Source organism: Paraburkholderia caffeinilytica (assembly GCF_051027425.1).
Lineage (GTDB): Bacteria > Pseudomonadota > Gammaproteobacteria > Burkholderiales > Burkholderiaceae > Paraburkholderia > Paraburkholderia caffeinilytica_A.
Map to the genome: position 1 here is coordinate 2,610,257 of NZ_CP186552.1, position 16,511 is coordinate 2,626,767.

The 16,511-nt window shown below is 63.1% G+C and carries 16 protein-coding genes; 2 read left to right on the top strand and 14 right to left on the bottom strand.

Translation table 11 applies throughout. The annotated features are described in order from the left end of the window. Window positions 1-113: 113 nt before the first annotated feature. Window positions 114-971: a peptidoglycan editing factor PgeF gene (pgeF, locus tag ACOSV0_RS11400; RefSeq protein WP_434106299.1), complete on the bottom strand. Its 858-nt coding sequence runs from the start codon at window positions 969-971 to the stop codon at window positions 114-116. Then, entirely contained in the window at window positions 968-2,263 is a 1,296-nt protein-coding gene (locus ACOSV0_RS11405) for an RluA family pseudouridine synthase (protein ID WP_434106300.1), read from the bottom strand. Before ACOSV0_RS11405 ends, pgeF begins: the two co-directional genes overlap by 4 nt. Before the next feature lie 95 nt (window positions 2,264-2,358). Between ACOSV0_RS11405 and ACOSV0_RS11410 the strand changes: the two genes are divergently transcribed. Further along, complete coding sequence (locus ACOSV0_RS11410) at window positions 2,359-3,162, top strand: outer membrane protein assembly factor BamD (protein ID WP_434110250.1); 804 nt, start codon at window positions 2,359-2,361, stop codon at window positions 3,160-3,162. A gap of 123 nt (window positions 3,163-3,285) precedes the next feature. On the opposite strand, the gene rlmD is transcribed toward ACOSV0_RS11410, so the two are convergent. The 6 genes from rlmD to surE form a co-directional block, all read right to left on the bottom strand. Continuing rightward, the gene (rlmD, locus tag ACOSV0_RS11415) at window positions 3,286-4,704 is read right to left on the bottom strand and encodes a 23S rRNA (uracil(1939)-C(5))-methyltransferase RlmD (protein ID WP_434106301.1); all 1,419 of its coding nucleotides are present in this window, start codon (window positions 4,702-4,704) and stop codon (window positions 3,286-3,288) included. 202 nt (window positions 4,705-4,906) lie between these two features. Further along, window positions 4,907-5,683 (bottom strand): 3'-5' exonuclease, encoded by a 777-nt coding sequence (locus ACOSV0_RS11420; RefSeq protein ID WP_434106303.1) that lies wholly within the window; start codon window positions 5,681-5,683, stop codon window positions 4,907-4,909. Window positions 5,684-5,687: 4 nt separating this feature from the next. Beyond that, window positions 5,688-6,770 (bottom strand): RNA polymerase sigma factor RpoS, encoded by a 1,083-nt coding sequence (gene rpoS, locus ACOSV0_RS11425; protein ID WP_434106305.1) that lies wholly within the window; start codon window positions 6,768-6,770, stop codon window positions 5,688-5,690. A gap of 11 nt (window positions 6,771-6,781) precedes the next feature. After that, window positions 6,782-7,720: a peptidoglycan DD-metalloendopeptidase family protein gene (locus ACOSV0_RS11430; RefSeq protein WP_434106307.1), complete on the bottom strand. Its 939-nt coding sequence runs from the start codon at window positions 7,718-7,720 to the stop codon at window positions 6,782-6,784. 5 nt (window positions 7,721-7,725) lie between these two features. Next, window positions 7,726-8,841: a protein-L-isoaspartate(D-aspartate) O-methyltransferase gene (locus tag ACOSV0_RS11435; protein WP_434106309.1), complete on the bottom strand. Its 1,116-nt coding sequence runs from the start codon at window positions 8,839-8,841 to the stop codon at window positions 7,726-7,728. Beyond that, a complete protein-coding gene (surE, locus tag ACOSV0_RS11440; RefSeq protein WP_434106311.1) occupies window positions 8,838-9,596 on the bottom strand; it encodes a 5'/3'-nucleotidase SurE in 759 nt (252 codons plus the stop codon). The genes ACOSV0_RS11435 and surE overlap by 4 nt, the downstream gene beginning before the upstream one ends. 239 nt (window positions 9,597-9,835) lie before the next feature. Here surE and ACOSV0_RS11445 point away from each other — a divergent pair, with 239 nt between their 5' ends. Continuing rightward, complete coding sequence (locus tag ACOSV0_RS11445; protein ID WP_434106313.1) at window positions 9,836-10,810, top strand: NADPH:quinone oxidoreductase family protein; 975 nt, start codon at window positions 9,836-9,838, stop codon at window positions 10,808-10,810. A 109-nt stretch (window positions 10,811-10,919) separates the two neighbouring features. Here the strand turns inward: ACOSV0_RS11445 and ACOSV0_RS11450 are convergent, their stop codons facing one another. The 6 genes from ACOSV0_RS11450 to ACOSV0_RS11475 all read right to left on the bottom strand — a co-directional run bounded on the left by ACOSV0_RS11450 (window position 10,920) and on the right by ACOSV0_RS11475 (window position 16,452). Beyond that, window positions 10,920-11,744: an ABC transporter permease gene (locus ACOSV0_RS11450; protein ID WP_434106314.1), complete on the bottom strand. Its 825-nt coding sequence runs from the start codon at window positions 11,742-11,744 to the stop codon at window positions 10,920-10,922. 161 nt (window positions 11,745-11,905) lie between these two features. Beyond that, window positions 11,906-12,718: an ABC transporter ATP-binding protein gene (locus tag ACOSV0_RS11455; RefSeq protein WP_434106316.1), complete on the bottom strand. Its 813-nt coding sequence runs from the start codon at window positions 12,716-12,718 to the stop codon at window positions 11,906-11,908. Between the two features lie 94 nt (window positions 12,719-12,812). After that, complete coding sequence (locus ACOSV0_RS11460) at window positions 12,813-13,850, bottom strand: ABC transporter substrate-binding protein (RefSeq protein WP_434106317.1); 1,038 nt, start codon at window positions 13,848-13,850, stop codon at window positions 12,813-12,815. A 46-nt stretch (window positions 13,851-13,896) separates the two neighbouring features. Then, entirely contained in the window at window positions 13,897-15,123 is a 1,227-nt protein-coding gene (locus ACOSV0_RS11465; protein ID WP_434106319.1) for a CaiB/BaiF CoA transferase family protein, read from the bottom strand. Window positions 15,124-15,245: 122 nt separating this feature from the next. Then, on the bottom strand, window positions 15,246-15,842 hold the full coding sequence (gene recR / locus ACOSV0_RS11470; RefSeq protein WP_434106320.1) for a recombination mediator RecR: 597 nt from the start codon (window positions 15,840-15,842) through the stop codon (window positions 15,246-15,248). Between the two features lie 283 nt (window positions 15,843-16,125). Then, window positions 16,126-16,452, bottom strand: a complete 327-nt coding sequence (locus ACOSV0_RS11475) for a YbaB/EbfC family nucleoid-associated protein (protein WP_007182071.1) — start codon at window positions 16,450-16,452, stop codon at window positions 16,126-16,128. Window positions 16,453-16,511: the final 59 nt, after the last annotated feature.

A 16,511-nucleotide genomic window follows, 5' to 3' on the forward strand; every position in this document is an offset into this window, starting at 1 on the left:
GCGGCAAATTCCGGCAGCGCAGCAAAAAAGCGTGCCGCGCCTCCGAACAAACCCTCATACGCGTGCTCGCAGGACGGCGTCGCGCTCACCACGGTGAGCGCGACGCGGGCAATTTATTGCGCGATCGTCTGCGCCTGATCATCCAGCCAGATCAAGGCAGCCATGCGGCCTGTCTCGCGATCGCGGCGATAGGAATAGAAACGCTCACGTTGCGTGACCGTACACAGATCGCCGCCGGTAATGCGTGTCACGCCGAGCCGCTGCAAGCGCAAGCGAGCAAGCGCAGCAAGGTCGGCGAGATATTTGCCGGGGTTTTGCGGATGCGCAATGAATGCATTCGCGGTGGCCTCGCGTTGTGCACCATCCACGCCATTCATGAAGGCGTCACGCACATCCGCACCCACCTCGAACGCGTCCGGCCCGATCGCCGGGCCGAGATAGGCATGCAGCGACTGCGCCCCCACACCGGCCAGATCGGCCACACGCTGCGCGGTCTGTTCGACGATGCCGGCCGCCAGGCCACGCCAGCCGGCATGCGCCGCACCGACCGCGCGGCCCGCCTCGTCGCACAACAGCACCGGCATGCAATCGGCCACCATCACGACACACACCGTGCCGGGCCGATCGGTAACGCTGGCATCGGCTCGTGTCGGCGCGCCGCTTGCGCGTGTCTGCGCGAGCGCATCTTCAGCACGCACGATGCCGGCGCCGTGAATCTGTTCGAGCCACGCGGCCTCGCCTACGCCTGCCAGACTCAGCAGCCGTGCGCGATTGGTTGCGACCGCGGCGGGATCGTCACCGGCTTTCATCCCCAGATTCAGGCCGCCGGGCTGATCCGCGCCATCCTGCCAGCGGCCGAACGGCGGTTCGCTCACACCGCCGTTGCGCGTGGTGACGAGCGCGCGCACGCGCGGCGACACGTTCCACGCGGGTTGCACAACATCGGCAAAGCTCAGCTCGGGCAAGCTCATGCGTGACCGTCCTCGTCGTGTTCGTCGTGTTCGTCGCCTCGATCCTGGTCTTCGTCGTAATCGCCGTCGCCGTGGGCGTCGTCTTCGTCCATATCGTCGTCCAGCGAGGCGTCGTAGTCGTCTTCCTCGTAGTACGTCTCGTCGAACTCGCCCGCATCGTCACGCCCGAGGCCAAGCGCCGCCGACAACACCTGCATGTCTTCCGGCGCATCGGCGCGCCATTGCATGGTCCGGCCGGTTCGCGGGTGAATCAGGCCGAGACGCCATGCATGCAGCGCCTGGCGCGCGAAACCGTCCGGCAGCGGCGTCACCGAGCGCTTGCCGCGTGCGCGCCCGTAAACCGGATCGCCGAGCAGCGGATGGCCGATATGCGCGCAATGCACGCGAATCTGATGGGTCCGGCCGGTTTCCAGGTCGCAATGAATCGCGGTAACCGGCTGACGCTGCCAGATCGCCGTATCCACGCGCCGGAAATGCGTGCGCGCGGCCTTGCCCGATGCGCTCGTCACCACCGCCATGCGGGTGCGTTCGCGCGGGTCGCGGCCGATTGGCGCGTCGATCGTGCCTTCTTCGGGCATGTTGCCCCATACCAGCGCGAGATAGCGGCGTTTCACCGTGCGCGCCTGAAGCTGGCGCACCAGGTCGGTCTGCGCCTCGAGCGTGCGCGCCACCACCATCAGGCCGGACGTTTCCTTGTCGAGCCGATGGACGATACCGGCGCGCGGCAATCCCGCCGCGGCGTCGCCATAGCGGTACAGCAGACCGTTCAGAACGGTGCCGCTCCAGTTGCCGGCCGCCGGATGCACGACCATGCCGGCCGGTTTGTTGATGACCACCAGTGTGTCGTCCTCGTAGACGATCTCGAGCGGCACGGGTTCGGGTGTAAAGGCGAGTTGCTCCGGCAGCAGATCGGGTACGAGCTCGATGGTCGCGCCAAGCGGCACCGGCTGACGAATCTTCGCCGGCTTGCCGTCGATACGCACCCGCTCCGACTCGATCCAGCTTTGCAGCCGGTTACGTGAAAACTCCGGAAAGATTCGGGCCAGCACCTTGTCGAGGCGTTCGCCGGCCAGTTCGTCGGGCACGACGACGCTGCGCGGCGACTCGTCCGCCACGGGGCTTGCCACCGTCTGCACCATGCTGAGCGGGCCGGCGGCGGTAAGCGCGTCGCTGCCGAGATCGTCGTCGAGCGAGTCCACGCCCAATGCGTCGGAGGGGTCAGCGCTTACGCTATAATCTTTGTTGCTATTCCCGGCACCGGTTGCGGCGCCTGGAGTATTTGAGCGGGTCATTGAGTCTGGGTCACCTGGACGTAAAGCTAGACTGGAAAATGCGAGCCTTGAACACCATCACTAAAGCGGCGATCAATTTGGCGGCCATCAAGAAGATGGCCCGGAAAGTGGCCGGATACATTGCGTGCGCCGCAGCCGTCGCCGTTGTTGCGGCCTGTCACGGCCTGCCGGAAAAGACCGACGAGACGGCTACGTGGAACAACAACAAATTATATACGGAGGCGAACGACGCTCTGACCGGTGGTGATTTCGGCAAGTGCGCCAAGTATTTCGAGATGCTCGAAGGCCGCGATCCGTTTGGCCACTTTGCGCAGCAAGCGCAGATCAACGTCGCGTATTGCAACTGGAAAGATAACGAAAACGCCGCCGCCGACCAGGCGATCGACCGCTTCATCCAGCTGCACCCGGATCACCCGGACATCGCCTACGCGTACTACCTGAAGGGCATGATCCACTTCAACGACGACCTCGGTCTGTTCGGCCGTTTCTCCGGCCAGGACATGAGCGAACGCGATCCGAAGTCGCTGCGCGAGTCGTATGACGCGTTCAAGGTCGTGGTCGACAAATACCCGAACAGCAAGTATGCGCCGGACGCCGCGCAACGCATGCGCTATATCGTGAACGCACTGGCGTCGCACGAAGTCCACGCGGCGGATTATTACTACCGCCGTGGCGCGTATGTCGCCGCGATCAACCGCGCGCAACTGGCGCTCACGCAATACAAGAACGCGCCCGCTATCGAAGACGCACTGCACATCATGATGCTGTCGTACGAGAAGCTGAATCAGCCGCAACTGGCTGACGACACGAAGCGCATTCTGGCCGGCACCTTCCCCGACAGCCCGTATATCACGGGCCATGCAAGGCCGGGTAAGGAAAAATCGTGGTGGCAGTTCTAAGCCTCGATTTGCTGCTTTAGATCCGCTGCTTTAAACAGAAACGCCACGACCTCGGTCGTGGCGTTTCTGTTTGTGGAGCGCCGTCCCGCCTGCGTCTACACCATGAGGCGGCAACAGCCGCCCTCAGTCCCGCTCGAACAACGCAATCGATTCCACGTGCGAGGTGTGCGGGAACATGTTCACTACACCCGCGCCCACCAGCCGATAGCCGGCTCGATGCACCAGCAGTTCCGAATCGCGTGCGAGTGTTGCCGGGTTGCACGACACGTAGACGATACGCTTGGGCAGCGGCCCATTGCCGCTTAGCGCGATCTCGGCCAGCGCCTTCGCCACTGCCAGCGCACCTTCGCGCGGTGGGTCGATGAGGAATTTGTCGAAATGGCCGAGCGCGCGCATGTCGTCGGCGGTGACTTCGAACAGGTTGCGGCAAGCAAACGACGTATGGCCCGCTACGCCGTTCAGCTCGGCATTAGCGAGCGCGCGCGAGGTCAGCACGTCACTGCCTTCGATGCCCACCACCTCCCTCGAAATCCGCGCAAGCGGCAGTGTGAAGTTGCCGATTCCGCAGAACAGGTCGAGCACGCGATCCGTGCTGGCCGGGGCCAGCAGGCGCAGCGCACGGCTCACCAGCACGCGATTGACCGCGTGATTCACCTGGGTGAAATCGGTGGGCTTGAACGGCATCCGGATGTTGTATTCCGGCAGCGTGTAGTCGAGCTCCACATCGAGCGGATAGAACGGCGTGACGGTATCGGGACCGCCCGGCTGCAGCCACCACTGCACCTTATGCTCGTCGGCGAAATCGCGCAGCACCTGTTCGTCGGCGGCGGTAATCGGTGCGAGATTGCGTAACACCAGCGCCGTGACCGACGAGCCGACCGCGAGCTCGATCTGCGGCATACGGTCGTAAATCGACAGCTTGCGCACCATGAAACGCAGCGGCATCAGCATCGCCGAAATGTGAGGCGGCAGCACCTCGCAGGTCTTCATGTCCGAGATGTAGCTGCTGTTCTTCTCGTAGAACCCGATGCGCATGCCGCCCTTTTCCGGCAGATAGCGCACAGCCAGACGCGCGCGGTAGCGGTATCCCCACGCCGGCCCATGAATCGGCCGGAACACGGTCTCCGGGCGCAGCTTCGCCAGATGCTGGAAATTGTCTTCGAGCACGCGCTGCTTGACGGCAATCTGGGCGCGGATATCGAGATGCTGCATCGAACACCCGCCGCAGATATCGAAGTAGATGCACTTCGGCTTGGTGCGAAGCACGCTTTCGCGGAACACCTGGACGACCTCAGCCTGCTCGAATTTCGGCTTGCTGCGATGCGTCGAGTAGCTGACACGCTCGCCGGGCAACGCGCCTTCGACAAAAATCACCTTGCCGGGCGTGCCGTCTTCGCTCTCGATGCGGCCCACGCCGCGCGCTTCCATGTCGAGCGACACGATTTCGATGATCGGCTCAGTGCCGGTAATGACGTGCGCTTTCGCCGGGGCGGGCGCCTTCTGGCGCTTCGGCGAGCGACGTTGAGGGGCAGTTCGGGACACCTGCGACTTCCTGACAAACTTTGGGGGAAAGGCGAGATTGTAGACGAAGCGCCGCACACACCGATCGCTTCGATCACGATCAGCATACGGCGAAGCCTGGCACCTGCCCCCGACTTCGCACCGCGGCGGCTACCGTACGGCGATCAACCGCGTTAGCGTGCGGCGAACGGTTTCGCTACAACAAGACTGATAAGCAAGCCGTTTACTGATCGAATGCGGCCAGATACTCGGCCCATTGCGGCGCTATTTCCAGCGCCAGCGCATTCTTAACCAGATTGATCTCGTCCGCATACTCTTCGGCCGAAAACGCGCCGCGGATCAACTGGAACCGGCAATACAGCAAGTATGTATTGACGACATCGGTCTCGCAATAATTACGGATTTCCTCGATGCGGCCTTCCTGGTAAGCCTGCCACACCTGGCTGCCGTCCATCCCCATCTTGCCGGGGAAGCCGCACATCTTCGCGAGCGCGTCGAGCGGCGCGTTGGCGCGCGCCTGATACATCGCCAGCACGTCCATCAGATCGGTGTGACGCGCGTGATAGCGGCTAATGTAGTTGTTCCATTTGAACTCGCGATCGTCCTCGCCCAAGTCCCAGAAACGGGAAGCGGGGATGCCGTTGACCAGCGCCCGGTAGTTCAGCACCGGCAGGTCAAACCCGCCGCCGTTCCACGACACGAGCTGTGGCGTGTATTTCTCGATCACGCGATAAAACGACTGCACGAGCGCGGCCTCGCCATCTTCCAGCGTGCCGAGCGAGCGCACACGGAAACCGTTGTTGTCGCGGAACACACAGGAAATCGCGGCGATCCGTTGCAGATGGTGCGGCAGAAAATCGCTGCCGGTCTTTTCGCGGCGCGCCGCAAAGGCGTGCTCGGCGACTTCGGCGTCGCTCAGCGTGTCGGGCAAATTTTCGAGGCGGCGAATGCCGGCGACATCGGGAATCGTCTCGATGTCGAATACAAGAATCGGTGTCATCAGCTTAGAGAACGGCGTCTTTCCGAACACCGTTGGAGGCAAAGAAGCGCTTTAACCGCACCAGCGCTTCCTGTTGGATCTGGCGGACACGCTCGCGCGTGAGGCCCATTTCGTCGGCCAGCTCTTCGAGCGTGGCGGGCTCGATGTGGTTCAACCCGAAGCGGCGCTCGATCACATGACGGTGCTTGTCCGACAAACGCGCAAGCCATGCCCGTGTAAGCGTTTCCAGTTCGCGATGCTGCACTTCGGCATCCGGCGACTGGCTTTGGTCGTCGGACAGCAGATCGAGCAGGCTGCTCGCCGGATCGAGATCGAGCGGCGCGTCGAGCGACGCAGTGTGTTCGTTCAGCGCGAGAATGTCGGTGACTTCGTCGGTGGTCTTGCCGGTCAGATAGGCAATGTCGTCGATGCTGGCGTCGCGCCGCTCGGCAGCTTCGCCGGAATTCATCGAATTCTTTTCCAGATGACGCTTCGCGCGCAGCACCTGGTTGAGCTCACGGATCACGTGCACAGGCAAACGCACCGTGCGCGCCTGATTCATGATTGCGCGCTCGATGCTCTGGCGAATCCACCACGTGGCGTACGTCGAAAAACGGAAACCCCGCGTGGGATCGAATTTCTCGATGGCGTGCATCAAGCCGAGGTTGCCCTCTTCGATCAGATCGAGCAGCGGCACGCCGCGGTTCAGATAACCCTTCGCGATGCTGACGACGAGCCGCAAATTGCGCTCGATCATCACCTGCCGCGCTTCGAATTCGCCTGCCTTGGCAAGACGCGAATACTTCTGCTCTTCTTCGACGGTCAGAAGCGGTTTGACACTGATGCGGTTCAGGTAATGCTGAATCGTGTCAGCCGTCAGCTCGGCCTGCAGCAGCGCGCGGAAATCGTCCGCGTCGGGCGGCGCTTCGCTCGCGCCTTCGCGGGCCTCACCGGCTTCTTCAGCACCGGCCTGGCGTTCGTCGAGATCGCGTTCCTCTGCAATCTCTTCTTCCACTTCCGAAGCACCGCCTTCTTCCACCGAAGCGGGCGTGACGCGGCTGATCGTCTCAGACTCGGCTTGCGGTAAGCGGCGCTTCGATTTCGGCATGGTCGTATCGCTTATTGCGGCGGCAAATACTTCAGTGGGTCGACAGGTTTACCCTGCCGGCGAACTTCGAAATGCAACATCACACGGTCGGAATCGCTATTGCCCATCTCAGCAATCTTCTGCCCTTTCGTCACCGCGTCCCCCTCTTTTACCATCAAAGCACGGTTGTGTGCATACGCGGTGAGATAAGTTGCGTCATGTTTGATGATAATGAGATTGCCGTAACCACGCAGCCCATTTCCGGCATAAACCACGCGCCCATCCGCAGAAGCCTTGACCGGATCGCCAGCCGCGCCGCCGATATTAATACCCTTGTTGGTCGAATCGTTGAACGTGCCGAGCATCGGCCCCCGCACCGGCCATGCGAACACGACGTTGCCCGATGCGCCGGCGTTCGAATCGCTCGCCGCACCCGCGTTGGCCGGCGGCGTCAGCGAAGCGTTGTTCGCGCCCGAACCATAGATAGGCGGCGCCGCGACACCCGCTGCAGCGCCTGCCGACGACGGCGTGCTGCCAAGCGGCGCGCTCTGCACCGCGCCACCGCTGCCGATCGGCGCCGTCGACACACCCGGCGTCAATGCGGCCGTGTTCGCACCCGGCGGCACGACGCGCAGCAACTGATCGACTTCAATCTGATTCGGGTTAGTGAGATTGTTCCACGTCGAAATATCGCGGTAGTTCTGGCCGTTCTCCAACGCGATCCGGTACAGCGTGTCGCCCGGCTTCACGCGGTAGTAGCCCGGCGGCGGCGGTCCGAGCGGCACGGCCGGCTGCTGCGCGGCTTGCGTGCCGAGCGCACTGCTGCCCGAACGGTCGACGACCGGCGCCTGATCGAGGCGGGTCGCACAAGCCGACATCAACAGGGACAAGGCGAGCACGCACACGCTACGCTGGGTTACGGTCATGGGGATAGTCAGTCTGGTTCTTTGCATCGCGCGCAACATACTCATCGGTGTCAAATCACTCCGGATTTTAAGGGTACAAAGAAAACGCGATCAAGCCGCGACTCGCGCCACTGCGCGGGTCCGAGACGTTCGACCAGGGTCAGCACCTGGCTCTGGCCTTCCTGCGAGCCGACCGGCGCGACCAGACGGCCGCCGATCGCGAGTTGTTCAAGCAATGCCTGCGGCACGTCGAGTCCGGCCGCGGCGATCACGATCGCATCGAACGGCGCCGCCGACGGCAATCCCAGGCGGCCGTCGCCGTAGTGCAGCCGGATGTTCGGAATGCGCAGCGGACGCAAATTGGTCTTCGCGCGTTCGGACAGCGGCTTGATGCGTTCGATCGAATAGACATCTCGCGCAACCTGGCTCAGCACCGCCGCCTGATAGCCGCAACCGGTGCCGATTTCGAGCACGTTGTTCAACGCGCGGCCGGCGGCCGCCAGTTCGATCATCCGCGCGACCACGGAGGGCTTGGAGATCGTCTGGTGATGGCCGATAGGCAGCGCGGCGTCTTCATAGGCCTGGGCCGCGAGGCCCGGGTCGACGAACATGTGGCGCGGCACGACCGACATCGCGTTCAACACGCGCTGATCGGTCACGCCGTTCGCACGCAGGCGTTCGACCATCCGTTCGCGAACGCGTTCCGAAGTCAGCGCCAAAGCGCCGTTCAACGCGACGTTCGGCACGGCGCTGCGCTCGTTGAGTTTGGCGGCGGGTTGGCTCACCGGCGCCGGTTTTGGCGCGGCGCGCACGGCCGTTGCCGGCGCGACGGCTGTTGCGCGTGGTTTGGCTTGCGACTTGACCTGGGCGTTGGCCGGCGAGTTCACCGGCGCTTTCATTGGCACCTGCGCTGGCCCCTGCGTTGACCCCTTCGCCTGCACCTTGGCCTGCGGTTTTGCTTGCGACGCCGCGTGCGGTTGGGTCTGAGCCCGCGCCGGAGGCTTCGCCTGCGTCTTCCCCGCGGAGCCGGACGGCGAATTCTTCGCGGGTTGCTGGCGTGCGTTCAGCGCCGCGCTCGCGGCGAGTACCGCGGCGCGCACGTCGCCCGGACGCCCTTCAGGCCGGCGCGGCTCACGCACCAGATCTTCGAGGCCGAGCGGAAAGCGCTTTGCGCGCTCGCTGGTCATGAAGTGCCGCTGCCGGCACGCGCCCAGTCGCGCGCTGCGGGCAGCATTTGCGTGTGGGTCAGGTCGAGCTGCAACGGCGTGATCGACACCTGGCCGTTGGCAACGGCGTGGAAATCGGTGCCTTCGCTCGCATCGCGCGCGCTGCCGGACGGGCCGATCCAGTAGATCGGCTCGCCGCGCGGATTGGTCTGGCGGATCACCGGCTGCGACGGATGCCGCTTGCCGAGACGCGTGATATGCCAACCGTTAAGTTGCTCGTACGGCAGGTTCGGAATATTGACGTTCAGGAGCGGATGCCCCGGCAGCGGTTGCTCGAGGTAATGCGCGACGATCTCGGCGGCCACACGCGCAGCGTCTTCGAGATGCACCCAGTCTTTGTCGACCAGCGAGAAGGCAATGGCCGGCACGCCGAACATGATGCCTTCGGTAGCGGCGGCGACGGTGCCCGAATAGAGCGTGTCCTCGCCCATGTTCTGGCCGTTGTTGATGCCCGAGACGACGAGGTCCGGCGTGTGGTCCAGCATACCGGTCAGCGCAATGTGCACCGAGTCGGTCGGCGTGCCGTTGACGTAATAGAAACCGTTCGCCGAGCGCAGCACCGAAAGCGGACGCGACAGCGTCAAGGAATTGGACGCGCCGCTGCAGTTCTGCTCGGGGGCCATCACGGTGACGTCCGCGATCGGCTTGAGCGCTTCGTAAAGCGCGGCAAGGCCGGGCGCCAGATAACCGTCGTCATTGCTGAGTAGGATTCGCATGCGGCGATTGTAACCGAGGAAAGAAGGCACGCGAACGACACGGCAGGCGGTGCGCACATCCCATGCAAAGCGCACGCGCCGGGCCCCGCGCCGACGGGTGCCGGCCGGTTGAACACCCGGCTTCGAACAACAAAAACGCACGATCGTGCGAATTGTTTTACACTCAGGTTTTACGCTCAGAATGGTTGCGACGCCCCGAAGGAAGTCCGCTCGGGAACCTTGATCGATACGGAGACACGATGCGCGCGATTCGCTGTAATCAATATGGGCCGCCGGAGAGCCTGGTCGTCGAAAATCTGCCGGATCTCGAGCCGCCGCCCGGCCACGTCGTGATCGACGTCAAAGCCGCCGCCGTCAATTTTCCCGATGTGCTGATCATCGAGAACAAATACCAGTTCAAACCACCCCTGCCCTTTACGCCTGGTTCGGAAGTCGCGGGCGTCGTGCGCGCGGTCGGCGCCGGGGTAACGCAATTCAAACCGGGCTCGCGGGTCGTCGCGTTCACCGGCTCGGGCGGCTTTGCCGAACAGGTGCTCGCGCCGGAAGCGGCGTGTGTGCCGCTGGCGAACGGCGTCGAGTTCGAACTGGCCGCCGCGTTCACGCTTGCCTATGGCACGTCGCATCACGCGGTAGTCGATCGCGGTCAGTTGAAGGCCGGTGAAACGATGCTGGTGCTGGGCGCGGCAGGCGGCGTCGGGCTTGCGGCGGTCGAGATCGGCAAAGCGCTCGGTGCGCGCGTGATCGCGGCGGCGTCGAGCGACGAAAAACTCGCCACCTGCGTGAAGCACGGCGCGGACGCCACCATCAACTACAGCACCGAAGACCTGCGCGAACGCATCAAGGCGCTGACCGACGGCAAGGGTCCGGACGTGATCTACGATCCGGTTGGCGGTGTGTATGCGGAACCGGCGTTTCGCAGTATCGGCTGGCGCGGGCGTTATCTGGTGGTCGGCTTTGCGAACGGCGAAATCCCGAAGTTACCGCTCAACCTGACGCTGCTCAAAGGCGCCAGCCTGGTGGGCGTGTTCTGGGGCGACTTTGCGAAACGCGAGCCGCAGCACAATCACGCCGCGTTCCAGCAGATGACCGGCTGGATCGGCGAGGGCAAGCTTAAGCCGTATGTGTCGGAACGCTATTCGCTCGACAATACGGGCCGCGCGTTGCGCGATATGGCGGAGCGGCGGGTGATCGGGAAAGTGGTGATTACGCCCTAAGCGCAGTGCGCTGACGCAACCGCTCCTTTGAGCGGGAAAGGCTGGAAAGAAAACGGCGTGCGGTTTAAAAACCGCACGCCGTTTTTGTTGAGCCTTTGGAAAGGTACGGCTACAGCTTTTCCGTATCGCCCGACTTTGGCTGCCACTTCATCAGCCGCCGCTCGCCAAGCCCGACAATCGCATCGAGAATCAGCGCGAACGCCGTCAACACCAGAATCCCGGCGAACACAGTATTGATATCGAAGGTGCCTTCGGCCTGCAGGATCAGATAGCCGACGCCGCGCGCCGAGCCGAGATACTCCCCCACCACCGAGCCGACGAACGCGAGACCCACCGAAGTATGCAGGCTCGAAAATACCCAGCTCATCGCGCTCGGCAGATACACGAAACGCAGCAACTGCTTGCGGTTCGCACCGAGCATGCGCGCGTTGGCCAGCACGACCGGACTCACTTCCTTGACGCCCTGGTAAACGTTGAAGAACACGATAAAGAACACCAGCGTGACGCCTAGCGCCACCTTCGACCAGATGCCGAGGCCGAACCATACCCCGAAGATCGGCGCCAGAATCACGCGCGGCATCGAGTTGGCGGCCTTGATGTACGGATCGAACAGCGCGCTTGCGAGCGGCGACAGCGCAAGCCACAAACCGACGCCGAGTCCGAACGCGGTGCCGAGCGCGAACGCGAGCACCGTTTCGACCAGGGTGATCCACAGGTGCAGATAGATTTCGCCACCCGTGAACCACTCCCAGATACGCTGCAGCACCTTCTGCGGCTCGCCGAAGAAGAACGCGGCCTTGTTCGGGTCGTCGAAATAGAACGGCGGTAGCAGTGTCGGACTGGTCAGCACGTACCAGAGCACGAAGCACAGCACGAGCAGCAGCCACTGCCAGATCACCAGGTTCGCCCGGTTCGGGCGCAACGTCTTCCACATGACTCGGTTTGCCTTAGACGATTGATCGACGCCAATACAAGACACAACAAACAGGACTTCATTACGGGGCGCATCACAGGATTCAACTACGGATTTCAGTACGGGCAGTCACCCACGCCACTCCGCGACGCGACGCGACGCAACGCAACGCCGCGATCCGCTCAAACAGCCGTGAGTTGCTGCTGATAACCTTTGAGCACCTCATCGCGCAACACGCTCCAGATCTGTGCATGCAATTCGACGAAACGCGGATGCGCGCGAATCTCCGCGACGTCGCGCGGACGCGGCAGATCGATTGTGAATTCGCCGATCGGATGCGTGCCCGGCCCCGCCGACAGCACCACCACGCGGTCGGACATCGAAATCGCTTCGTCGAGATCGTGCGTGATAAAGAGCACTGCCTTGCGTTTCGCCGCCCACAGGTCCAGCAGTTCGTTTTCCATCAGTTGACGCGTCTGAATATCGAGCGCGGAAAACGGTTCGTCCATCAGGATGATGTCGGGGTCGAGGATCAACGTCTGCGCCATCGCCACGCGCTTGCGCATACCGCCCGACAGTTGATGTGGATAGCGGTCGCCAAAACCGCCGAGGCCGACGCGTTTCAACCACTCGTCGGCTTTGCTGCGCGCTTCGGCCGGCGGCACGCCATGAAATGCGAGGCCGGCCATCACGTTGTCGATCGCCGAGCGCCACGGCATCAGCGCGTCGGCCTGGAACATGTAGCCGGCGCGCCGGTTGATCCCCTTGAGCGGTTCGCCGAACACACTGACCGTTCCCGACGACGGCGCCAGCAAACCCGCGCCGACGTTCAGCAAGGTGGATTTGCCGCAACCGGTCGGGCCGACCACCGAGACGAATTCGCCCGGCGCGATGTGCAAGGTCGTGTCCTTGATCGCCGTGTACCGCTGCGCGCGGTTATCCCGCGCAGCGAACGTGCAGGTGATGTTGTCGAGCGCCAGAGCGGCAACGGTCATCGTTCGGCTCGCTTCCAAAATCGGTTTCGGTTTGTCATGACGGCAATGGGCAGTGGCCGAGGCGAACGCGGCACCTGCCCCACGCTGACGGTACTCAGACCTTGACCGTCGCCAGCGCCTTCTTGACGAAGTCGTTGGTCCACGCCTTCGACAGATCGATCGGCTTGCCCTGCACGTTCGCATCGAACGCCTGCAGCGTCTTCAGCGACGTGGCCGGGCCGTCGGCGGGCATCAGACCGTCCGGCGACATCGCCTCCTTCACGTGCTGCCATGCATCCAGATACACAGCGCGGTCGCCGAGCAGATAGCCTTCCGGCACGGTATTGATCAGCTCGCTGCCGGTCGCCGTTTGCAACCATTTGAGCGCGCGCACCATTGCGTTGGTCAGCGCCTGGGTAGTGTTCGGATTTTTCGTGATGAAGCTCTGCGATGCGTACAGGCACCCCGCCGGCATGTCGCCGCCGAACACGCTGCGGGTATCCGCGAGCGTGCGCGTGTCCGACACGACGCGAATCTCGCCGGTGCGCTCGAGCTTGGTCATCACCGGGTCGAGATTGGCAATGGCATCGATCTGGCCGGACTGCAGCGCCGCGATCGCGCCCGCTCCGGCGCCCACCCCGATGAACGCAACGTCTTTCGCGGTCAACCCGGCTTTCGCCAACACGAAACTCGCCATGATCGAGGTCGACGAACCCGGTGCGGTCACGCCGATTTTCTTGCCCTTCAGATCGGCGATGGACTTGTAGTTCGGCATTGCTTTCTTCGACACCGCCAGCACGATCTGCGGCGCGCGCCCTTGCAACACGAATTCGCGGAACATCTGCTTTTGCGCCTGCAACAGCAAGGTGTGCTCGAACGCGCCGGAGACGACGTCCGCGCTGCCGCCCACTGCCGCCTTCAACGCTTGCGAGCCGCCGGCGAAATCCGAGATTTCGACGTCGAGTCCTTCGTCCTTGAAGTAATTGCGGCGCTCGGCGATCGTGAGCGGCAAGTAATAGAACAGGTTCTTGCCGCCGACGGCGATCGCCACCTTGGTGGTTTCAGGCTTGCCCTGTGCGAAAGCGAACGGCGTAGCGGCGAACGTGGCGCCCGCGAGCGCGGCGCTACCGGCGAGGAAGGTTCTGCGTTGCATGGTTTCTAGTCTCCGAACTTTTGTTGTCTTTTTGCCGCGCGGTCACTCACACAATCTGTTGCGCATGCAACCTTGCAATGTGGTCAGAATCATAACCCAGTGATTGAAGGACTTCATCGGTATGTTCACCCAGTTCCGGGCCTAACCAGCGCGTTTCGCCGGGCGTTTCCGAGAGTTTCGGCGTCACCGACGGCAGCGTGATTTCCTGACCGTCCTGCCATTTGAAGCGCTGGATCATCTGACGCGCCATGTATTGCGGATCGGTAAACATGTCCGCGACGCTGTAAATCCGGCCGACCGGCACGTCGGCGGCGTTCAGCACGGCGAGCGCTTCGTCGATGGTGCGCGTGGCGAGCCATGCGGCGATCGCGCTGTCGATTTCCTGGGTGCGCGGCACACGGCCGTCGTTGTGCGTCAAGGCCGGATCGTTCGCCAGGTCTTCGCGTTCGATGGCGATCATCAGGCGCTTGAAGATCGGATCGCTATTGCCGCCAATGACAATGCTGCCATCGCGGCAAGGATACGTGTTCGACGGCACGATGCCCGGCAGCGACGCGCCGGTGCGCTCGCGCACCATGCCGTACACGCCGTATTCGGGCACCACGCTCTCCATCATGTTGAAGACCGCTTCGTACAGCGCGACGTCGACGACCTGCCCTTTGCCGCCGTTCACCTGCTTGTGATGTAGCGCCATCAACGCGCCGATCACGCCGTGCAGCGCGGCAATCGAATCGCCGATCGAAATGCCGATGCGCGGCGGCGGCAAATCCGGATAGCCGGTGATGTGGCGCAAGCCGCCCATCGATTCGGCGATCGCGCCGAATCCCGGCCGGTCGCGATACGGCCCGGTCTGGCCGTAGCCGGACAGACGCACCATCACGAGCCCGGGGTTCTCCGCCGATAAAACGTCATAACCGAGCCCGAGCTTCTCCAATAACCCCGGCCGAAAATTCTCGACGACGATATCGGCCTCTTTCGCCAGACGCCGCACGATCTCCTTGCCCTCTTCAGCTTTCAGATTGATCGTGACGGATTTCTTGTTGCGCGCCTGAACGGCCCACCAGAGCGACGTGCCGCCGACTTCCGGATAAAGCTTGCGCCATTTACGCAACGGATCGCCGCCTTTGGGATCTTCGATCTTGATGACGTCGGCGCCGAATTCGCCGAGAAAACGCGCAGCGAATGGGCCGGCGATCAGCGTGCCGAGTTCGAGCACCTTGACGCCGGCAAGCGGACCTTTAGGGGTGGCGCTGGGATCGGGATTGACGCTCATGTGTCTCCTCTGTGTTCTGTGCCTGCCTGGAAGCGGCGCAGTTGGAAGCGTTGCGGAACGGTTTCGCCCGGCGTGCCCTGGCCCGGCAGGCGCGGCGACGTGGCGTCGCCGGTTACGTCGCGCTACATCGAGCGCCGGTCGAGCATCGCACGGGCGATCGTGCCGGCGTCGACGTACTCGAGTTCACCGCCCACCGGCACGCCACGCGCGAGGCGCGTTACGGTCAGACCGCGCGCCTTGAGCGTCTGCCCGAGGTAATGCGCGGTGGCCTCGCCTTCGTTCGTGAAATTGGTTGCGAGCACGACTTCCTTGACGATGCCATCCGACGCGCGCTTGACCAGGCGGTCGAAATGGATCTCCTTCGGGCCGATGCCGTCGAGCGGACTGAGCCGCCCCATCAGCACGAAATAGAGGCCGCGATAGGTCATCGTCTGTTCGAGCATGATCTGGTCGGCGGGCGTCTCGACAACGCACAACAACGCGGGATCGCGCTCCTCATCGAGGCAAACCTCGCAGATCTGTGCTTCGGTAAAGGTGTTGCACTTCTCGCAGTGCTGCAGATGCTCAGTCGCGAACAGCAACGAGCGGCCGAGTTTTTCGGCGCCGTCGCGATCGTGCTGCATCAGGTGGTACGCCATGCGTTGCGCGGACTTGGGCCCGACACCGGGCAGCACGCGCAGCGCTTCGACGAGCGCCGACAAGGCGGAAGGTTGTTTCATGCGGATCGGCGGCGTCGAAGTGAGTGTTGCCCGGTATGGTCCGGTATGCGGGTGGCGCGATGCGGTTGCTTCAGGTTGCTTCAGGTTGCTTCTATCAGTCAGTTCAGCGACGAATCAGGCAGGCACGCTCGGCGAACGAACCGGACTGCACCGATGCAAACTTGCACGCCTCGGGAAATGGGAACGGCAAACTGCGAACCGAGCGGGCGTTGGAACGAGCCCGGCTCGCGTATTCAGCTCACGCCAAAGCAGCGGCGTGAGTCCCTGCTTGCAGCGACGTCGCTCAGAACGGCAGCTTGAAGCCCGGCGGCAGCGGCAGGCCCGAGGTCATGCCGCCCATCTTTTCCTGAGCGGTGGCTTCGGCCTTGCGCACGGCGTCGTTGAATGCAGCGGCAACCAGGTCTTCCAGCATGTCCTTGTCGTCGGCAAGCAGGCTCGGATCGATCGACACGCGACGCACGTCGTTCTTGCAGGTCATCGTCACCTTGACGAGACCGGCGCCCGACTGTCCTTCGACTTCGATCAATGCAAGCTGCTCCTGCATCTTCTTCATGTTTTCCTGCATCTGCTGGGCCTGCTTCATCAGCCCGGCGAGTTGACCTTTCATCATGGACATGCTCCTTCTTGATAGCGTGAAATCCGGAAATCGGGTGCGCCAAAGCGCGGCGA